11 protein-coding genes are annotated in these 16,347 nt (G+C 68.8%); all 11 read left to right on the plus strand.

Features of this window, described 5'->3' with window-relative positions; translation table 11 throughout:
- The first annotated feature begins 29 nt into the window (after window positions 1-29).
- The 11 genes from AB3X08_RS11660 (at window position 30) to AB3X08_RS11710 (ending at window position 16,347) form a co-directional block, all read left to right on the plus strand.
- The gene (locus tag AB3X08_RS11660) at window positions 30-770 is read left to right on the plus strand and encodes a flagellar motor protein (protein WP_179564482.1); all 741 of its coding nucleotides are present in this window, start codon (window positions 30-32) and stop codon (window positions 768-770) included.
- 9 nt (window positions 771-779) lie between these two features.
- Window positions 780-1,769, plus strand: coding sequence for a flagellar motor protein MotD (gene motD, locus AB3X08_RS11665; RefSeq protein WP_369932711.1), 990 nt, complete (start codon window positions 780-782; stop codon window positions 1,767-1,769).
- The gene (locus AB3X08_RS11670; protein ID WP_184409799.1) at window positions 1,769-2,551 is read left to right on the plus strand and encodes a ParA family protein; all 783 of its coding nucleotides are present in this window, start codon (window positions 1,769-1,771) and stop codon (window positions 2,549-2,551) included. The genes motD and AB3X08_RS11670 overlap by 1 nt, the downstream gene beginning before the upstream one ends.
- Window positions 2,548-3,900 (plus strand): chemotaxis protein CheW, encoded by a 1,353-nt coding sequence (locus AB3X08_RS11675; RefSeq protein ID WP_369932714.1) that lies wholly within the window; start codon window positions 2,548-2,550, stop codon window positions 3,898-3,900. Before AB3X08_RS11670 ends, AB3X08_RS11675 begins: the two co-directional genes overlap by 4 nt.
- A gap of 283 nt (window positions 3,901-4,183) precedes the next feature.
- On the plus strand, window positions 4,184-4,492 hold the full coding sequence (locus AB3X08_RS11680; protein ID WP_074375519.1) for an STAS domain-containing protein: 309 nt from the start codon (window positions 4,184-4,186) through the stop codon (window positions 4,490-4,492).
- Entirely contained in the window at window positions 4,489-4,854 is a 366-nt protein-coding gene (locus tag AB3X08_RS11685) for a response regulator (protein ID WP_003470902.1), read from the plus strand. The genes AB3X08_RS11680 and AB3X08_RS11685 overlap by 4 nt, the downstream gene beginning before the upstream one ends.
- 34 nt (window positions 4,855-4,888) lie before the next feature.
- Window positions 4,889-6,892, plus strand: coding sequence for a chemotaxis protein CheA (locus AB3X08_RS11690; protein ID WP_369932715.1), 2,004 nt, complete (start codon window positions 4,889-4,891; stop codon window positions 6,890-6,892).
- A 670-nt stretch (window positions 6,893-7,562) separates the two neighbouring features.
- Window positions 7,563-9,722: a methyl-accepting chemotaxis protein gene (locus AB3X08_RS11695; protein WP_369932717.1), complete on the plus strand. Its 2,160-nt coding sequence runs from the start codon at window positions 7,563-7,565 to the stop codon at window positions 9,720-9,722.
- 388 nt (window positions 9,723-10,110) lie between these two features.
- Window positions 10,111-12,324, plus strand: a complete 2,214-nt coding sequence (locus tag AB3X08_RS11700) for a methyl-accepting chemotaxis protein (protein ID WP_369932718.1) — start codon at window positions 10,111-10,113, stop codon at window positions 12,322-12,324.
- 211 nt (window positions 12,325-12,535) lie between these two features.
- Window positions 12,536-15,187 carry a methyl-accepting chemotaxis protein gene (locus AB3X08_RS11705; protein ID WP_369932720.1) on the plus strand — a complete coding sequence of 884 codons (2,652 nt, stop codon included), beginning with the start codon at window positions 12,536-12,538 and terminating at the stop codon, window positions 15,185-15,187.
- Between the two features lie 395 nt (window positions 15,188-15,582).
- Window positions 15,583-16,347, plus strand: coding sequence for a transporter (locus AB3X08_RS11710; RefSeq protein WP_369932721.1), 765 nt, complete (start codon window positions 15,583-15,585; stop codon window positions 16,345-16,347).

Below are 16,347 nucleotides of genomic sequence, written 5' to 3' on the forward strand. Positions count from 1 at the left end.
TCCCAAGCCCGCTGGCCGATACCTCCTGCATGGACAAACTCAGTCTCATTGGCTTGCTGTTGGCGATCGCCTCGCTGGTCGGCGGCAGCATCCTCAAGGGCGCCGGCGTTTCGGCGCTGTGGTCGCCGGCCGCGTTCGTGATCGTGATCGTCGGCACCGTCGCCGCGATCCTGGTGCATACCCCGCCAGCGGTGTTCAAGCGCGCGTTCCAGATCGCCAAGTGGATCCTGCATCCGCCGGCCAGCGATCGCCAGGCGCTGCTGCAGCAGATCGTGGAGTGGAGCAACATCGCCCGCCGCCAGGGCCTGCTCGGCCTGGAGAACCAGGTGCAGCAGCAGCACGACCCGTTCGTGCGCAAGGGCCTGCAGATGCTGGTCGACGGGGTGGAGCCGGAATCGATCCGGCACATGCTGGAAATCGACCTGGACGGCCAGGAACACTGCGACCTGGCCGCGGCCAAGGTGTTCGAAGGCATGGGCATCTATGCGCCGACGCTGGGCATCATCGGCGCGGTGCTGGGCCTGATCGCGGTGATGAAGAACCTCGCCGACCCGAGCAAGCTCGGCCACGGCATCGCCGCCGCGTTCACCGCCACCATCTACGGCATCGCCTCGGCCAACCTGCTGTTCCTGCCGATGGCCAGCAAGCTCAAGAGCGTGATCAAGCACAGCAGCGGCGAGCGCGAAATGATCATCGAAGGGCTCATCGCCATCGCCCAGGGCGAGAACCCGCGCAACATCGAATCGAAACTGGCCGGCTTCTTGCATTGACCCACGACTATGGCCCGCAAGCGTCAGCACGAAGATCACGTCAACCATGAGGCATGGGCCATCCCCTATGCCGATCTGATGACGTTGCTGCTCGCCTTTTTCGTGGTGATGTACGCGCTGTCCACGGTCAACGAGGCCAAGTACCGGGTCATGGCCGACGCGATGAGCACCGCCTTCGGCGGCGCGCCGCGGACGATGAGCCCGGTGCAGGTCGGCGATCACCTGATGCAGGGCCAGGGCGGCGCGCGCCCGACCCCGATCAAGTCCAGCCCGGCGCTGTCCCTGCCCGACCCGAACCGGCTGCCCTCGGCCTCGCCGCTGCGCTCGTCCGGCGCGCTGCGCGACGAGGACCAGCTGCGGCGCGCGCAGCGCCAGCTCGACGGCATCGCCGACCGGCTCGGCGCCGCGCTGGCGCCGCTGATCCAGAAGAAGCTGATCACCGTGCGCCATGCCGGGCTGTGGATCGAAGTGGAGATCAACAGCGACATCCTGTTCGGCTCCGGCTCCGCGTCGCTGGACCAGAGCGCCCGCGCCACCCTGGCGCAGTTGGCGCAAGTGCTGGTGCCGGTGCCCAACGGCGTGCGCGTGGAGGGCTATACCGACAACACCCCGATCGCCACCCTGCAGTTCCCGTCGAACTGGGAACTGTCGGCGGCGCGCGCGGCCAGCGTGGTGCACCTGTTCGCCGACCAGGGCCTGCAACCCTCGCGGCTGTCGATGATCGGCTACGGCGAGTTCCGCCCGCGTGCCGACAACGACAGCCAGGCCGGCCGCAACGCCAACCGCCGCGTGGTGCTGGTGATCCTGGCCGATGCCGGCGGTCCCGACAGCGGCAGCGACGCGGCGCCCGTCGCCGCGGCCAGCGCGCCGTCGCCGCAAGACCGCTTGACCGATACCGCCGGCGCCGCGCCGGCGCCCCCGCTACATGCCGCTGCAGCGGCTGCCGGCACTGCCGGCCAGTCGCGCGCGGTACCTGCCGCCATTGAAGGAGTGAACTGATGCGCATCTGGGCGATTGCCAACCAGAAGGGTGGCGTGGGCAAGACCACGACCACGCTGGCGCTGGGCCGTGGCCTGGCCATGCTCGGCCACCGTGTGCTGATGCTGGATCTCGATCCGCACGCCTCGCTGACCCGCGCCTTCGACGTGCCGCAGGACCCGCCGCCGAGCGGCGTGCTGGACCTGTTCGCCACGCCGCCGAGCGACCTGGCCGCACTGGCCCGCGACAGCGCCATCGAGCGCCTGAGCTACGTCTGCGGGCAGACCGCGCTGGCCACGCTGGAGCGGCGCAGCGCCAACCAGCCCGGGCTGGGCCTGGCGCTGCAGCAGGCCATGACGCGGCACGCCGGCCAGCACGACTACATCCTGCTCGATTGCCCGCCGACCCTGGGCCTGCTGATGATCAACGCGCTGGCCGCGGCCGACCGGGTGATCATCCCGACCCAGGCCGAGCCGCTGGCGCTGCACGGCCTGGCCAGCATGGTGCGCACCGTGGACATGGTCGAGCGCTCGCGCCGCCGCCCCCTGCCCGCCTCGATCCTGCCGACCCTGTTCGACAAGCGTACCCGCGCCGGCAACGACACCTTGCGGCAGATGCAGGACAGCTACGGCGAGCGGGTCTGGGAAGACGCGATCCCGGTCGACACCAAGATCTGCAACGTCAAGGCGTTGACGGTGGCCGGCGTCCCCGGCGACTACCCCGGCCGCGGCCTGGCCGCCTATCGCCGCGCGCTGGAATGGCTGATCGCCAGCGACGCCACGCCGATGGAGCAGGCCGCATGAACACGCCCGGGGTCATCGACGACTATCTGGAAGGCCTGCTGCACGACGTGATCGCCGAAGAACGCGACAGCGAACGCCAGGCCACGCTCGCCGCCGCCAGCCCCGCACCGGCGCCGGAACCTGCGCGCGCCGTCGAGGCGCCAGCGCCGGCGGGTGCCTCCGCGGAGGAGATCGCCACCGCCGTGCTGGCCGAAGCCGATACCGATCCGGCGCTGGCCGGGATCATGTCGCAGCCGGCGCTGGCGCCAAAGCCGGCCGGCCCGACTCCGGAAGAACTCGCCGCCGCCGTGTTGGCCGAAGCCGACGCCGATCCGGCGCTGGCCGGCATCATGTCGCAGCAGGCGCTGGCGCCCAAGCCGGCCGGCCCGACCCCGGAAGAACTCGCCGCCGCCGTGCTGGCCGAAGCCGACGCCGATCCGGCCCTGGCCGGGATCATGTCGCAGCAAGCCCTGGCACCCAAGCCGGCTGGCCCGACCCCGGAAGAACTCGCCGCCGCCGTGCTGGCCGAAGCCGACGCCGATCCGGCCCTGGCCGGGATCATGTCGCAGGAAGCCCTGGCGCCGAAGCCAGCCGGCCCGACCCCGGAAGAAATCGCCGCCGCGGTGCTCGCCGAAGCCGACTCCGATCCGGCCCTGGCCGGCATCATGTCGCAGCAGGCGCCATCCGCCGCCGAGCGTGAGGCCGATCTCGAGGTGGTCGCGGCGATGGAGATGCAACGCGCCGCCACGGCGCCGCGCGACCTGGCCGCCGAGGACGATGCCGCCGCCGCGCGTGCGGTCAAGCGCCCGCCGATGGCGGTGCCGCCGGAACGCCGCGCCGAGGCCGAGCGCGCGCAGGCCGCCGGTTCGCGGCTGCCGCCCAACCTGCAGGCGTTCATGGCGCCGAGCGCCCACCACGAAGCCTCCCCGCACCAGCGCCGCGCGCCGGACCGCAGCACCCGCTGGCTGCGCCTGCGCTGCGGCGAACAGGCCTATGCGCTGGAGCTGCTGAAGGTGCAGGAAGTAGTGCTGCCGGTGCCGCTGCTGGCGCTGCGCGGCACGCCGACGGCGATGCTGGGGATCATGAACCTGCGTGGCCAGGTGGTGCCGGTGATCGACCTGGGCATCCACCTGGGCTCGGCGCCGATCGAGATGGACATGCAGACCCGGGTGGTGGTGCTGGAAGAGAACGGCGAAACCCTGGGCCTGCGCGTGTCCGCGGTCGAGGACGTGGCCAGCCTCACCGACCAGCAGATCGAGCCGCCGGACAACGCCCGCATCTGCCGCATCTCCAACCACCTGTTCCGCGGCGTGGCGCGGCTGGGCCCGCAGCCGATGATCCTGCTCGACGCCGAGCAACTGCTGCACTGAACGCGTAAAGACAAGCCTGCAATGCCTGCGCACATGCGCGGCGCCTGCAACAAAGGCGGCTTGTACCGACAAGCGCCCTGCAACACGTGGTGCCGCGCGCGCGCTGGCGCCGCGCGGCCGCTGGCCGCCTGCGGCGTGGTCCACCCCGGCCCATGCCAGCGACGACGCGTCACGGCCGCGGCGGCCGGCAACTGCCAACCCTGCCCCACTTTCCCGATGCGCCGCTAAAGCTTCCCGCGCATTGGCCGTTATCTGCCCTAGAACCATTCCGTGCGGAGCGATGATGAGCACAGTGACCCTCGGCGAAGATCTCGGCATCGAGACCAGCGCCGACCTGAAACAACGGCTGACCCCGTTCCTGGCGTCGGACGACGAGCTGCAGTTGGACGCCGGCGAGGTCCGCCGCATCCATACCGCATCCGTGCAGGTGCTGTGCGCATTCGTCGATGCGCGTCGGAAAGACGGCAAGAGCACGGTGTTCGCAACCTGCAACGACACGTTCCGCGACGCGGCACGCCTGCTAGGGGTCAGCGCATCGCTTGGCCTTCCCGCAACCCCTGACAACCTGAAATCTGTGGAGAACGCCGCATGAGCGCACGTATCTTGGTGGTGGACGATTCGGCGTCGATGCGCCAAATGGTCTCCTTTGCCCTGACCTCGGCCGGTTTCGCGGTCGAAGAAGCCGAAGACGGCCAGGTCGCCCTCGGCCGCGCCCAGGGCCAGCGCTTCAACGCGGTGGTCACCGACGTCAACATGCCGAACATGGACGGCATCTCGCTGATCCGCGCGCTGCGCCAGCTGCCGGACTACAAGTTCACGCCGATGCTGATGCTGACCACCGAGTCGGCGGCGGACAAGAAGTCCGAAGGCAAGGCCGCCGGCGCCACCGGCTGGCTGGTCAAGCCGTTCAACCCGGAACAGCTGATCGCCACCGTCCAGAAAGTCCTGGGCTGATTTCCTCTCCACCCTTTTTCCGGATTTCCCGCCCATGAGCATGGACCTGCAACGTTTCCACGCCACCTTCTTCGAGGAAAGCCGCGAAGGGCTGGACGCGATGGAAGCCGGATTGCTGTCGTTGGAAGAAGGCAACCGCGATCCCGAAACGATCAACTCGGTGTTCCGCGCCGCGCACTCGATCAAGGGCGGCGCCGCCACCTTCGGCTTCGAGGCGATGGCCGGTCTGACCCACGTGCTGGAGACGCTGCTCGACGAACTGCGCTCGGGCAAGCGCGACGTCGAAGCGCATGCGATCGATGCGATCCTGGGGTCGGTGGACGTGCTGCGCGCGCTGCTGCGCGAAGCCGAGCACGGCACCCCGGCCGATCCGGTCGCGGTCAAGGCCGTGCACGATCGCCTGCAGCAAGCCCTCAACGGCAATGCCGCCGCCGCGCCCGCCGCGACCCCGGCCGCCAACCAGCCGGCCGAACCGGAAGCCTGGCAGATCGGCTTCACCCCGGCGCCGTCGCTGTTCATGAGCGGCAACGACCCGCTGCGCATCATCCGCGAACTCGAACACCTCGGCCCGCTGCAGGTCGCCTGCCGCACCGCGCGCCTGCCCGGCTTCAGCGACCTCGACCCGCTCGAGGCCTATCTGGCCTGGGACCTGGGCCTGGTCGGCAAGATCCCGCGCAGCGCGATCGAAGACACCTTCGCCTGGGTGATCGACGATTGCGAACTGGACATCCGCGCGGTGCCGCCGCCGAGCCTGGCCAACGCGCCCGCCCCCACCCTGGCGCAGCCACCGGCCAGCGCCACCGCCGCGCCGGCCGCCGCCGTCGCCGCCAATGCACCGGCCGGCAACGCCGCCGCCGCGCACGAAGCGGAAAGCTCGATCCGGGTCAGCGTCGACAAGGTCGATGCGCTGATCAACCTGGTCGGCGAACTCGTCATCACCCAGGCCATGCTCAAGCAGGTCTCCAGCGGCCTGGATCCGGCCATGGCCGAGCGCCTGTTCGCCGGCCTGGATCTGCTCGAACGCAACACCCGCGACCTGCAGGAAGCGGTGATCGGCGTGCGCATGCTGCCGGTGGACGCGGTGTTCCGCCGCTTCCCGCGCCTGGTCCGCGACCTGTCCACCCGCCTCGGCAAGCAGGTGCGGCTGCGCACCATCGGCGAAGGCACCGAGCTGGACAAGGGCCTGATCGAGAAGATCGCCGATCCGCTGGTGCACCTGGTGCGCAATTCGATCGACCACGGCCTGGAAATGCCGGAAGCGCGCCGCGCTGCCGGCAAGGACGAGACCGGCACCATCACCCTGGCGGCCTCGCACCAGGGCGGGCACATCGTCATCGAAGTCAGCGACGACGGCGCAGGCCTCAACCGCAGCCGCATCCTGGCCAAGGCCGCCGAACGCGGCCTGGCGGTCCCGGACAACCCGACCGACGCGCAGGTGTGGGACCTGATCTTCGCCCCCGGCTTCTCCACCGCCGACGCGGTCACCGACCTGTCCGGCCGCGGCGTGGGCATGGACGTGGTCCGCCGCAACATCCAGGGCCTGGGCGGCGAAGTGCAGCTGGAAAGCAATTCCGGCCGCGGCACCCGCGTGCTGATCCGCCTGCCGCTGACCCTGGCGATCCTGGACGGCATGACCGTGTCGGTCGCCGGCGAGACCCTGATCCTGCCGCTGGCCTACGTGATCGAAGCCCTGCAGCCGCAGCCCGACGACATCCGCACCATGGCCGGCGAAGGCCGGGTGCTGCGGGTCCGCGGCGAATACCTGCCGATCCTGTCGCTGGCCGATTCCTACGGCTACGGCCGCACCGAGCAGAGTACGGAGCCCTTGGTGGTGGTGGTCGAGGCCGACGGCCAGAAGCTTGCGCTGGAAGTGGACGAACTGGTCGGCCAGCAGCAGGTGGTGGTCAAGAACATCGAGAACAACTACCGGCGCATCGGCGGCATCTCCGGTGCCACCATCCTCGGCGACGGCCGCGTCGCCCTGATCGTGGATATCGGTGGGCTGGTGCGTTCGCTGAAGGTGCCGCAAGCGGCCTGATCGCGTCGCTTCCCAGCGCCGCGCGCTGCGCGGCGGCAACAGCGCAAGCTCCGGCAGCGATGCCGGAGCTTTGCTTTTTGCGGCGCATGTGCGACCGCGCCCGCGCCCGCGCGCCGACGGTGAGGCGAATGCAGGCGTTCGCAAGCGGCAGTCGCGTGGCATGGATCCACGCGACGACCGCGTCGATCCGCGCGCAGGATCGCGACCCGCCAAGCGACAGAGCGCCCGGCCATCTCCCTGGCATGCCCGCTGCGATGACGGTACGCAGATCGATGGATAAATCGGTGTGGGCGGCGCGTGCAGCGCGCAACGCGAGGCTGCCGGCGAGAGGGCAACGACGTCAACGGGCGAGCGTTGCCGATGCGCCGTTGCAAGACACGGAAGCCGCTCGATTCGCGACAGCCGCAGGCATCGGCTGTCGGAAAAACGTCGACGTTGGAACGCATTGCCACGCAGCAGCGTTCCACCGGCTGCGGTTCCTGCAAAGCTTCGAGACAGCTTCCTAACCACGACAGAAACAGGCGCGTTCGCGCGCAACAGTTCCTTGCCGACGCGTCGATATCCGCAACGTGGCAGGCATCGAATGCGGCCGCCACGCACGGCACCTTCCGCGGTTGCGAACAACCGGCCTGGTGCAGCCGATCAATCGCTCGTTTGGACAAGGTCTGACATGAACGCACTCCTGCAACGCTACAACGTCGGCCGGCGCCTCGGCGCAGCGTTCGGCATCCTGATCCTGCTGTCCGGATTCCTGGTGGCCATCGGCTTCTCGACCATGGCCAATGCGCGCCAAGAACTGGACTCGATCGTCAACACCAACATGGAAAAGATCCGGCTATCGAGCGAAATGCTCGATGCCAATACCAACGTGGCGATCGGCTTGCACGACATCACCATCGTCGACGGCGACGCGGCCAACAAGCGCGCCCTGGACTCGGTCAACGCCAACCGCGCGCGTTACAAGGCCGCGCACGCCGCGCTGGCGGCCATGCCGGCGAGCACCGCCGAACGCGACGCCTTGGCGCTGATCGCCGAACGCCGGGACGTGTCGGTCAAGCTCAACAACCAGGTGCTGCAGCTCGGCGCGCAGAACCAGAACCAACAGGCGCAGGCCTTGTTGCTGGGCGACGCCGCCACCGCCATGGATGCGCAGCAGGCCGCGATCCGCGCCAATGTCGAACTGCAGCGGCGCCTGAGCAGGCAAGCCTACGCCACGGCGCTGGCGTCGGTGAACCGCGGCCGGCTCAACCTCGCGATCGGCGGCGTCGCCACGCTGCTGCTCGGCAGCCTGCTGGCCTGGGCGATCACCCGCAGCCTGACCCGCCCGCTGAGCCGCGCCACCCGCGCCGCCGAGGCCATCGCCGACGGCCGCCTGGACAACGATGTGCGCACCGATGCGCACGACGAACCCGGCCGCCTGCTCAACGCGATGGACAAGATGCAGACGCAGTTGCAGCGCTTCTCCAGCGAGACCTCGCAGATGATCGAACTGCATGCCGACAAGGACATGACCCACCGCATGCCGCTGGATTTCCCCGGCGTCTACGGCGAGCTCAGCAAGGGCATCAACACGATGATGTTCGAGCACCTGGACGCCATCGTCGATGCGATCGCGGTGCTCAACGAGTACGCCAACGGCGACCTGCGCCGCGACGCCCGGCGCCTGCCGGGCAGCCGTGCGGTGCTGCACGAATCGATGGACGCGGCCAAGGCCAGCCTGCTGGCGATCAACACCGAGATCAAGCGCCTGGCCGCGGCGGCGGCGGCCGGCGACTTCAGTGCGCGCGGCGATGCCGAGCACTTCCAGCACGACTTCCGCGCCATGGTGCAAGGCCTCAACGCGATGATGGAGGTCAGCGACCGCAACCTCGGCAAGCTGTCCACGCTGCTGCAGGCCATCGCCGCCGGCGACCTGACCGCGCGCATGCACGGCGAATTCCATGGGGTGTTCGCACGGATGCGCGACGACGCCAATGCCACCGCCGACCAGCTGACCGGCATCGTCGGCCGCATCCAGACCGCCGCGGTCAGCATCAATGCCGCCGCCACCGAGATCGCCGCCGGCAACGACGACCTGTCGCGCCGCACTGAACAGCAGGCCGCCAGCCTGGAGGAAACCGCCGCCTCGATGGAGGAACTGACCTCCACCGTGAAGCAGAACGCCGAGCATGCGCGGCAGGCCAATCAGCTTGCGGCCGGTGCCGCCAGCGTCGCCACCCAGGGCGGCGATGTGGTCGGCCAGGTGGTCACCACGATGAGCGGCATCGAGACCTCCTCGAAGAAGATCGCCGACATCATCAGCGTCATCGACGGCATCGCCTTCCAGACCAACATCCTGGCGCTCAATGCCGCGGTGGAAGCGGCGCGTGCCGGCGAACAGGGCCGCGGCTTCGCCGTGGTCGCCAGCGAGGTGCGCACCCTCGCCCAGCGTTCGGCCGGCGCGGCCAAGGAGATCAAGGGCCTGATCGACGATTCCGTCACCCGCGTCGCCGAAGGCTCGACGCTGGTGCGCCAGGCCGGGCAGACCATGACCGAGATCGTGGCCTCGGTGCAGCGCGTCACCGACATCATGGGCGAGATCTCGGCCGCTTCGCAGGAGCAGTACGCCGGCATCGAACAGGTCAACCAGACCGTGACCCAGATGGACGAGACCACCCAGCAGAATGCGGCGCTGGTGGAAGAAGCCACGGCTGCGGCACGCTCGATGGAAGACCAGGCAGGACAGCTCACCGCAGCCGTGGCGGTGTTCAAGCTCGAGGCGGCCAACACCGCGCACGCAAGACACCAAGCCACGCTGCGCAGCCTGCCGCCACAGCTGCGTCAGGCATAGAGGCAGCGGCGCGGCGCCAAATAGCGATGGCGGTGACCAGGAATCTGGCCGTCGCATCATCATCCGGCGCAGCGCAACACAGTCGGCCGCGGAGTCTCCGCGGCCGAATTACGTTCTGGGATGCAATGCCATTATGGCTGGCCGTGACCCACCGCACTTGTCGACTGAGGCGAAGACCACAATCGCTGCATGTATGCCCCGACTAGCCGATCAAAAGGCGCTACACATCAATAAATCCGATAACGATTGGCTATGGCTATCTATCCATATCGAGAAATCGATTGAAATTGAAAATGGAGCGGCCGTTACAGAGGACATGGATGCGGCGATCGGCATCCGCTGCAGTCCTCTTTCCAGCCCGTTCCATTCTCAACTTCCGGATCCATCGATGAAGACCAAGAATCTGTCCCTGTCGGCCCAACTCGCCATCGGCTTCGGCGCCGTGGTGCTGGTGTTGCTCACCGTCGGCGCGATCAGCCTGCGCAGCCAGTTCCAGTTCAACGACGCCGTCGCCATCAACGAACACACCTTCAAGGTGCTGGCCACCGGCGAACTGATGCAGGCCAACGCGCTGAACGTGCAGACCAGCACCCGCGGCTATCTGCTGTCCAGCAACAAGGACTATCTGCAGCCGTTCGCGCTCGGCCAGGCCGGCTTCGAGAAGAGCTTCGTCGAGGCCAAGCGCCTGACCGCGGACAATCCGCGGCAACAGGCGCGCCTGGCGCAATTGCAGGCCGCGTACCAGGAGCTGCTGCAGATCGAGCAGCAGGTCATCGCCTTGCGCGAGCGTCCGGACAGCCAGCAACAGGTTCTGGCCGCGTTCGCCGAAGGCCGCGACCGCAAGGCGATGGGTACGATCCGTTCGCTGCTGGGCGCATTCGCCGACGAGGAAAGCGGGTTGCTGGTCAAGCGCAGCCAACAGTTGCAGACGGTGCGCGCGCAGGGCAAGTGGTCGGTGCTGCTCGGCAGCCTGGTGGCGATCCTGGTCGCCGTGGGCATGGGCCTGGTGATCCGTCGCCAGTTGCTCAAGCGTCTGGGCCTTGCGATCGGCGTGGCCGACGCCATCGCCTCGGGCAAGCTCGACAACGCCATCGATACCCAATCGCGCGATGAGACCGGGCGCCTGCTGGTCAGCATGAGCAGCATGCAGGAGCAGTTGCGCGCCGTGCTCGCCGCGCAGACCGAAATGGCGCAGCGCCACGACGCCGGCCAGATCAGCTATCGCATGGACGAGAGCGTGTTCCCCGGCGACTACGGGCGCATGGTCCGCGACAGCAATGGCCTGGTCGCGGCGCATATCGCGGTGAAGATGCGCCTGATCCAGATCATGGGCCGTTACGCGATCGGCGACCTCAGCGAGGACATGGACCGCCTGCCCGGCGAGAAAGCCGTGCTGAGCGCGACGATGGACACGGTCAAGCAGAACCTGGGCGCGATGAACCGCGAGATCGGCCAGCTCGCCGATGCCGCCGCGGCCGGCGACTTCAGCGTGCGCGGCGATGCGCAGCGCTTCCAGTACGACTTCCGCGCCATGGTCGACAGCCTCAACCAACTGATGGCCACCGCCGACAGCAACCTCGATGCGCTGTCCACGATGCTGCAGGCCATCGCCAGCGGCGACCTGACCACGCGCATGCATGGCGACTTCAACGGCGTCTTCGCCAGGATGCGCGACGACGCCAACGCCACCGCCGAACAGTTGGCCAGCATCGTCGGCGGCATCCAGACCGCCGCGGTCAGCATCAACGCCGCGGCCAGCGAAATCGCTGCCGGCAACGACGACCTGTCGCGCCGCACCGAGCAGCAGGCCGCCAGCCTGGAAGAGACCGCCGCGTCGATGGAGGAACTGACCTCCACGGTGAAGCAGAACGCCGAGCATGCGCGCCAGGCCAACCAGCTTGCGGTCGGCGCGGCCGCGGTCGCGGCGCAGGGCGGCGAGGTGGTCGGCCAGGTGGTGACCACGATGAGCGGCATCGAGGCATCGTCGAAGAAGATCGCCGACATCATCGGCGTCATCGACGGCATCGCGTTCCAGACCAACATCCTGGCCTTGAATGCGGCGGTGGAAGCGGCGCGTGCCGGCGAACAAGGCCGCGGCTTCGCCGTGGTCGCCAGCGAAGTGCGCACCCTCGCCCAGCGTTCGGCCGGCGCGGCCAAGGAGATCAAGGGCCTGATCGACGACTCGGTCGGCCAGGTGGCCAACGGCTCGGCGCTGGTCCGCCAGGCGGGCCACACCATGGCCGACATCGTGTCCTCGGTGCAGCGCGTCACCGACATCATGGGCGAGATTTCCGCCGCCTCGCAGGAACAGTCCGCCGGCATCGAGCAGGTCAACCAGACCGTCACCCAGATGGACGAAACGACGCAGCAGAACGCTGCGCTGGTCGAAGAAGCCACAGCCGCGGCGCGGTCGATGGAAGACCAGGCGGGCCAGCTCACCGCAGCGGTGGCGGTGTTCAAGATCGAGGCCGCCAACGACGCCGTCGCTCCGGCCCGGCCCGTCCTGCGCAGCGCAGCGGCAGCGCGCTCGCCGCTGCGCCAGGCGCCGCGGCCGCGTGCGCTTGCCGTCGCGGGCACGGCAACCGAATGGCAGGAGTTCTGAGCCAGGCAGCAGTGCGCCCTGCCACCGCGTGAGGTTGCGATCGGCCGCAGTGTCCCTGCGGCCGATTCAATTTCCGGGACGCAATGCCGATAAGAACCTGGACACAGGATGTTTCCGAGCCCGACGCGCCCAGCATCGACGCCGCGCCGCCGCGTGGGCGAACACGGACCGGCCCCCGTGTCGTTCTCCTCTTCTGCCAGTCGACGACCCCATGAGCCCGACCCCAGCCCCACGCTTCACCAGCGTCGCCACCCGCCTGATGCTCGGCGTGGCCGCGATCGCCTTGCTGTGTTTCGGCGTGACCGCCGCGATCATCTACGTGCGCAGCAGCGATGCGCTGCTCACCTCGGCAAAAGCGGGCATGACCGATGCGGCCTACCTGGAAGCGCAACGCATTTCCAGCGACATCGGCGCGGCCTTCGTCTCCAACCAGGTGTTCGCCAACAGCCTGCTGGCGCAGCGCAGCCAGGATGCCAAGGCGCGCGAGACCTTCAGCGACAGCGTGCTGCGCGAACTGCGCCAGCATCCGGACTGGACCGGCCTGGGCACGCTCTGGGAGCCGCAGGCGTTCGATGGCAAGGACACGGCCTATGCCAATACCGAGGGCCACGACGCCAGCGGCCGCTACATGGTGTATTGGGCGTGGCAGGGCGACAAGCAGGTGCGCGAGCCGCTGCGCGACTACGAGGTGCCCGGCTCCGGCGATTGGTACCTGAAGGCGCGCCAGCAGCACCGCCCGACCGTCGTCGAGCCCTATGTGTACGAGATCGGCGGCAGCAAGGTGCTGATGACCACGCTGACCACGCCGGTGCTCGAGGACGGCAAGTTCCTGGGCGTGGTGACCACCGACTTCGGCCTGGCCAAGCTGCAGGCACGCCTGTCCAAACTGCACCCGCTCGGCGAAGGCCACGTGCGCCTGCTGTCGCCCGGCGGCGCGATCATCGCCGATCGCGACGCGGCCCTGGTCGGCAAGAAGCTGGACGACCCGGCCACGCGCGCCTTGCTTGCCGCCATCGCCAAAGGCGAGAGCGTGACCCGCCAGGTCGCCGATCCGCAGACCGGCACCACCGACATCGAAGTGTACGTGCCGCTGCAGATCGGCCAGGCGCAGGAGCGCTTCGCGTTGGGCGTGGCGGTCCCGCGCTCGCTGCTGATGGCGCAGGCGCGCTCGCTGCTGTGGACCATCATCGCGGTCGGCCTGTGCGCGGCGCTGCTGCTCAGCGGCGGCCTCTACATCCTGTTGCGGCGCCTGGTGGTCAAGCCGCTGGCCGACGCCGTCGAAGTTTCCGGCGCCGTCGCCGCAGGACAGCTGGACAGCCGCATCCACTACCGGCGCAACGACGAACTGGGCCGGCTGTTCGGCTCCTTGCAGCGCATGCAGGAACAGTTGCGCGCCGTGCTCGATGCGCAGAAGGAAATGGCGCAGCGCCACGACGCCGGCCAGATCAGCTACCGCATGGACGAGGCCGCCTTCCCCGGCGACTACGGGCGCATGGTCCGCGACAGCAATGCCCTGGCCGCGGCGCATATCGCGGTCACGCAACGCCTGGCGCAGATCATGGGCCGCTACGCGATCGGCGACCTCAGCGAGGACATGGAGCGCCTGCCCGGCGAGAAGGCCGTGCTCACCGAGACCATGGATACGGTTAAGCACAACCTGACCGCGATGAACCGCGAGATCAACCAGCTCGCCACGGCCGCGGCAGCCGGCGACTTCAGCGTGCGCGGCGATGCGCAGCGCTTCCAGTACGACTTCCGCGCCATGGTCGACAGTCTCAACCAGCTGATGGCCACCGCCGACGGCAACCTGGACGCCTTGTCCACCCTGCTGCAGGCCATCGCCGCCGGCGACCTGAGCGCACGCATGCACGGCGAGTTCAACGGCGTCTTCGCCAGGATGCGCGACGACGCCAACGCCACCGCCGAGCAGCTGGCGGCCATCGTCGGCCGCATCCAGAGCGCGGCGTTGAGCATCAACAGCGCGTCGTCGGAAATCGCCGCCGGCAACGACGACCTGTCGCGCCGCACCGAGCAGCAGGCCGCCAGCCTGGAAGAGACCGCTGCCTCGATGGAGGAACTGACCTCCACCGTGAAGCAGAACGCCGAACATGCGCGCCAGGCCAACCAACTCGCGGTCGGCGCGGCCAGCGTCGCCTCGCAGGGCGGCGAGGTGGTGAGCCAGGTGGTGACCACGATGAGCGGCATCGAGACCTCGTCCAAGAAGATCGCCGACATCATCTCGGTGATCGACGGCATCGCGTTCCAGACCAACATCCTGGCGCTCAACGCCGCGGTGGAAGCGGCACGCGCCGGCGAGCAAGGCCGCGGCTTCGCCGTCGTCGCCTCGGAAGTGCGGACGCTGGCCCAGCGCTCGGCCAATGCCGCCAAGGAGATCAAAGGCCTGATCGACGACTCGGTGACCCGCGTCAGCGAAGGCTCGGCCCTGGTCGACCAGGCCGGCAGGACCATGCAGGAGATCGTGTCCTCGGTGCAGCGCGTCACCGACATCATGAGCGAGATCTCCGCCGCCTCGCAGGAACAGTACGCCGGTATCGAGCAGGTCAACCAGACCGTGACCCAGATGGACGAGGCCACCCAGCAGAACGCCGCGCTGGTCGAGGAAGCCACCGCCGCGGCGCGGGCGATGGAGGAACAGGCCGGCCAGCTGACCGCGGCCGTGGCCGTGTTCAAGCTCGACAACGCGGTCGTCTCCCTGCCCGCCACCGTGGCCAAGCCCAGCCTCGCGGTCGCCGCACCAACGGCGAAAGCCAAGCGCGCGCCGGCAAAGCGCGGCAACGTACCGATGCGCGCGGTGCCAAGCAAGCCGGCGAGCGCCAACGACACGCAGTGGCACGAGTTCTGAGCCGCTGCGATGCGGCGCATTCCCGCACCCCGCTGGGATGCGCCGCAGGTGGATAGGCGGCGTTGCCTGCCTGGATAACTCGCCGCCTACCTTCATCACGTCGCATCGGCTGCATCCCTCCCCCGGCGGCCGAAGGCAATTCCCGGGGCAAGGAATCGAGGCGAGGCCACGACAAGCGCGCCAGGCCAACCGCCCCCCGTGTCTTCCCGATGTCCCGCGCAAGCCATCGGTCGGACAGGTTTAAAGATACGGCGGGTCTGGCCGCTAGCCTGTATGACATTTGGTTGACCGCGTCTTGGGGGACGCGGCAGCCGGTCCAAACGGACCATGCGGCCAGTCGGCGGCACCACGGCCAGGCGCATGCGTTTCACGCTCGACCGTTCACGGGGAACACAATGAAACCTATCGTGCTTGCCAGCTGCCTGACCTTGTTCGGCATCGCCAGCCTCGCGCACGCCGAAGAGGAGCCGATCGCCACCGATCGCCCCGACTTCGTCGAATCCAGCCTCACCGTCGGCGACCGCCGCCTGCAGGTGGAAACCAGCGTCGCCTGGGAGCGCGACGGCGACGTCGACGGCTACACCACCCCCACCCTGTTCCGTTACGGCCTCGGCCAGACCTGGGAATTGCGGCTGGAAACCGACGGCTGGCAGCACCTCGATGCGCCCGCCGATGCCGATGCCTATGGCTTCAGCGACATCTCGCTAGGGGTCAAGCACCACCTGGCCGGCTCCGACGGCGGCGGCGCCTCGCTGGCCTGGTTGCTGCACGTGGACCTGCCCAGCGGCGGCCGCGACGTGCGCGGCCACGGCGCGCGGCCCTCGTTGCGGCTGGTCGCCGAATGGGAACTCAGCGACAGCGTCTCGCTGGGCGCGATGCCCGGCGTGATCTGGGACGAAGACGAGAGCGGCCACCGCTACACGGCCGGCATCTTCGGCCTGGTGGTCGGCAAGGCCTGGACCGAACACAGCCGCTCGTTCGTCGAAGTGGCGCTGCCGCAGATCGCCCGCAGCGACGACGGCGGCACCGTCGCCGTGCTCGATGTCGGCTCGGCCTGGCTGCTGAGCGACAACGTGCAGCTGGACGCCATCTACAGCTACGGCCTCAACGACCGTTCGCCGGATCACGCGCTAGGCGCGGGCCTGTCCTTCCGTTTCTGA

It is taken from the genome of Xanthomonas sp. DAR 34887, from assembly GCF_041245805.1.
Lineage (GTDB): Bacteria > Pseudomonadota > Gammaproteobacteria > Xanthomonadales > Xanthomonadaceae > Xanthomonas_A > Xanthomonas_A tesorieronis.

Excerpts from the sequence above, each read along its gene's own strand:
- AB3X08_RS11660 (WP_179564482.1), top strand. The coding sequence starts at position 30 with ATGGACAAACTCAGTCTCATTGGCTTGCTGTTGGCGATCGCCTCGCTG.
- motD (WP_369932711.1), top strand. The coding sequence starts at position 780 with ATGGCCCGCAAGCGTCAGCACGAAGATCACGTCAACCATGAGGCATGG.
- AB3X08_RS11670 (WP_184409799.1), top strand. The coding sequence starts at position 1,769 with ATGCGCATCTGGGCGATTGCCAACCAGAAGGGTGGCGTGGGCAAGACC.
- AB3X08_RS11675 (WP_369932714.1), top strand. The coding sequence starts at position 2,548 with ATGAACACGCCCGGGGTCATCGACGACTATCTGGAAGGCCTGCTGCAC.
- AB3X08_RS11680 (WP_074375519.1), top strand. The coding sequence starts at position 4,184 with ATGAGCACAGTGACCCTCGGCGAAGATCTCGGCATCGAGACCAGCGCC.
- AB3X08_RS11685 (WP_003470902.1), top strand. The coding sequence starts at position 4,489 with ATGAGCGCACGTATCTTGGTGGTGGACGATTCGGCGTCGATGCGCCAA.
- AB3X08_RS11690 (WP_369932715.1), top strand. The coding sequence starts at position 4,889 with ATGAGCATGGACCTGCAACGTTTCCACGCCACCTTCTTCGAGGAAAGC.
- AB3X08_RS11695 (WP_369932717.1), top strand. The coding sequence starts at position 7,563 with ATGAACGCACTCCTGCAACGCTACAACGTCGGCCGGCGCCTCGGCGCA.
- AB3X08_RS11700 (WP_369932718.1), top strand. The coding sequence starts at position 10,111 with ATGAAGACCAAGAATCTGTCCCTGTCGGCCCAACTCGCCATCGGCTTC.
- AB3X08_RS11705 (WP_369932720.1), top strand. The coding sequence starts at position 12,536 with ATGAGCCCGACCCCAGCCCCACGCTTCACCAGCGTCGCCACCCGCCTG.
- AB3X08_RS11710 (WP_369932721.1), top strand. The coding sequence starts at position 15,583 with ATGAAACCTATCGTGCTTGCCAGCTGCCTGACCTTGTTCGGCATCGCC.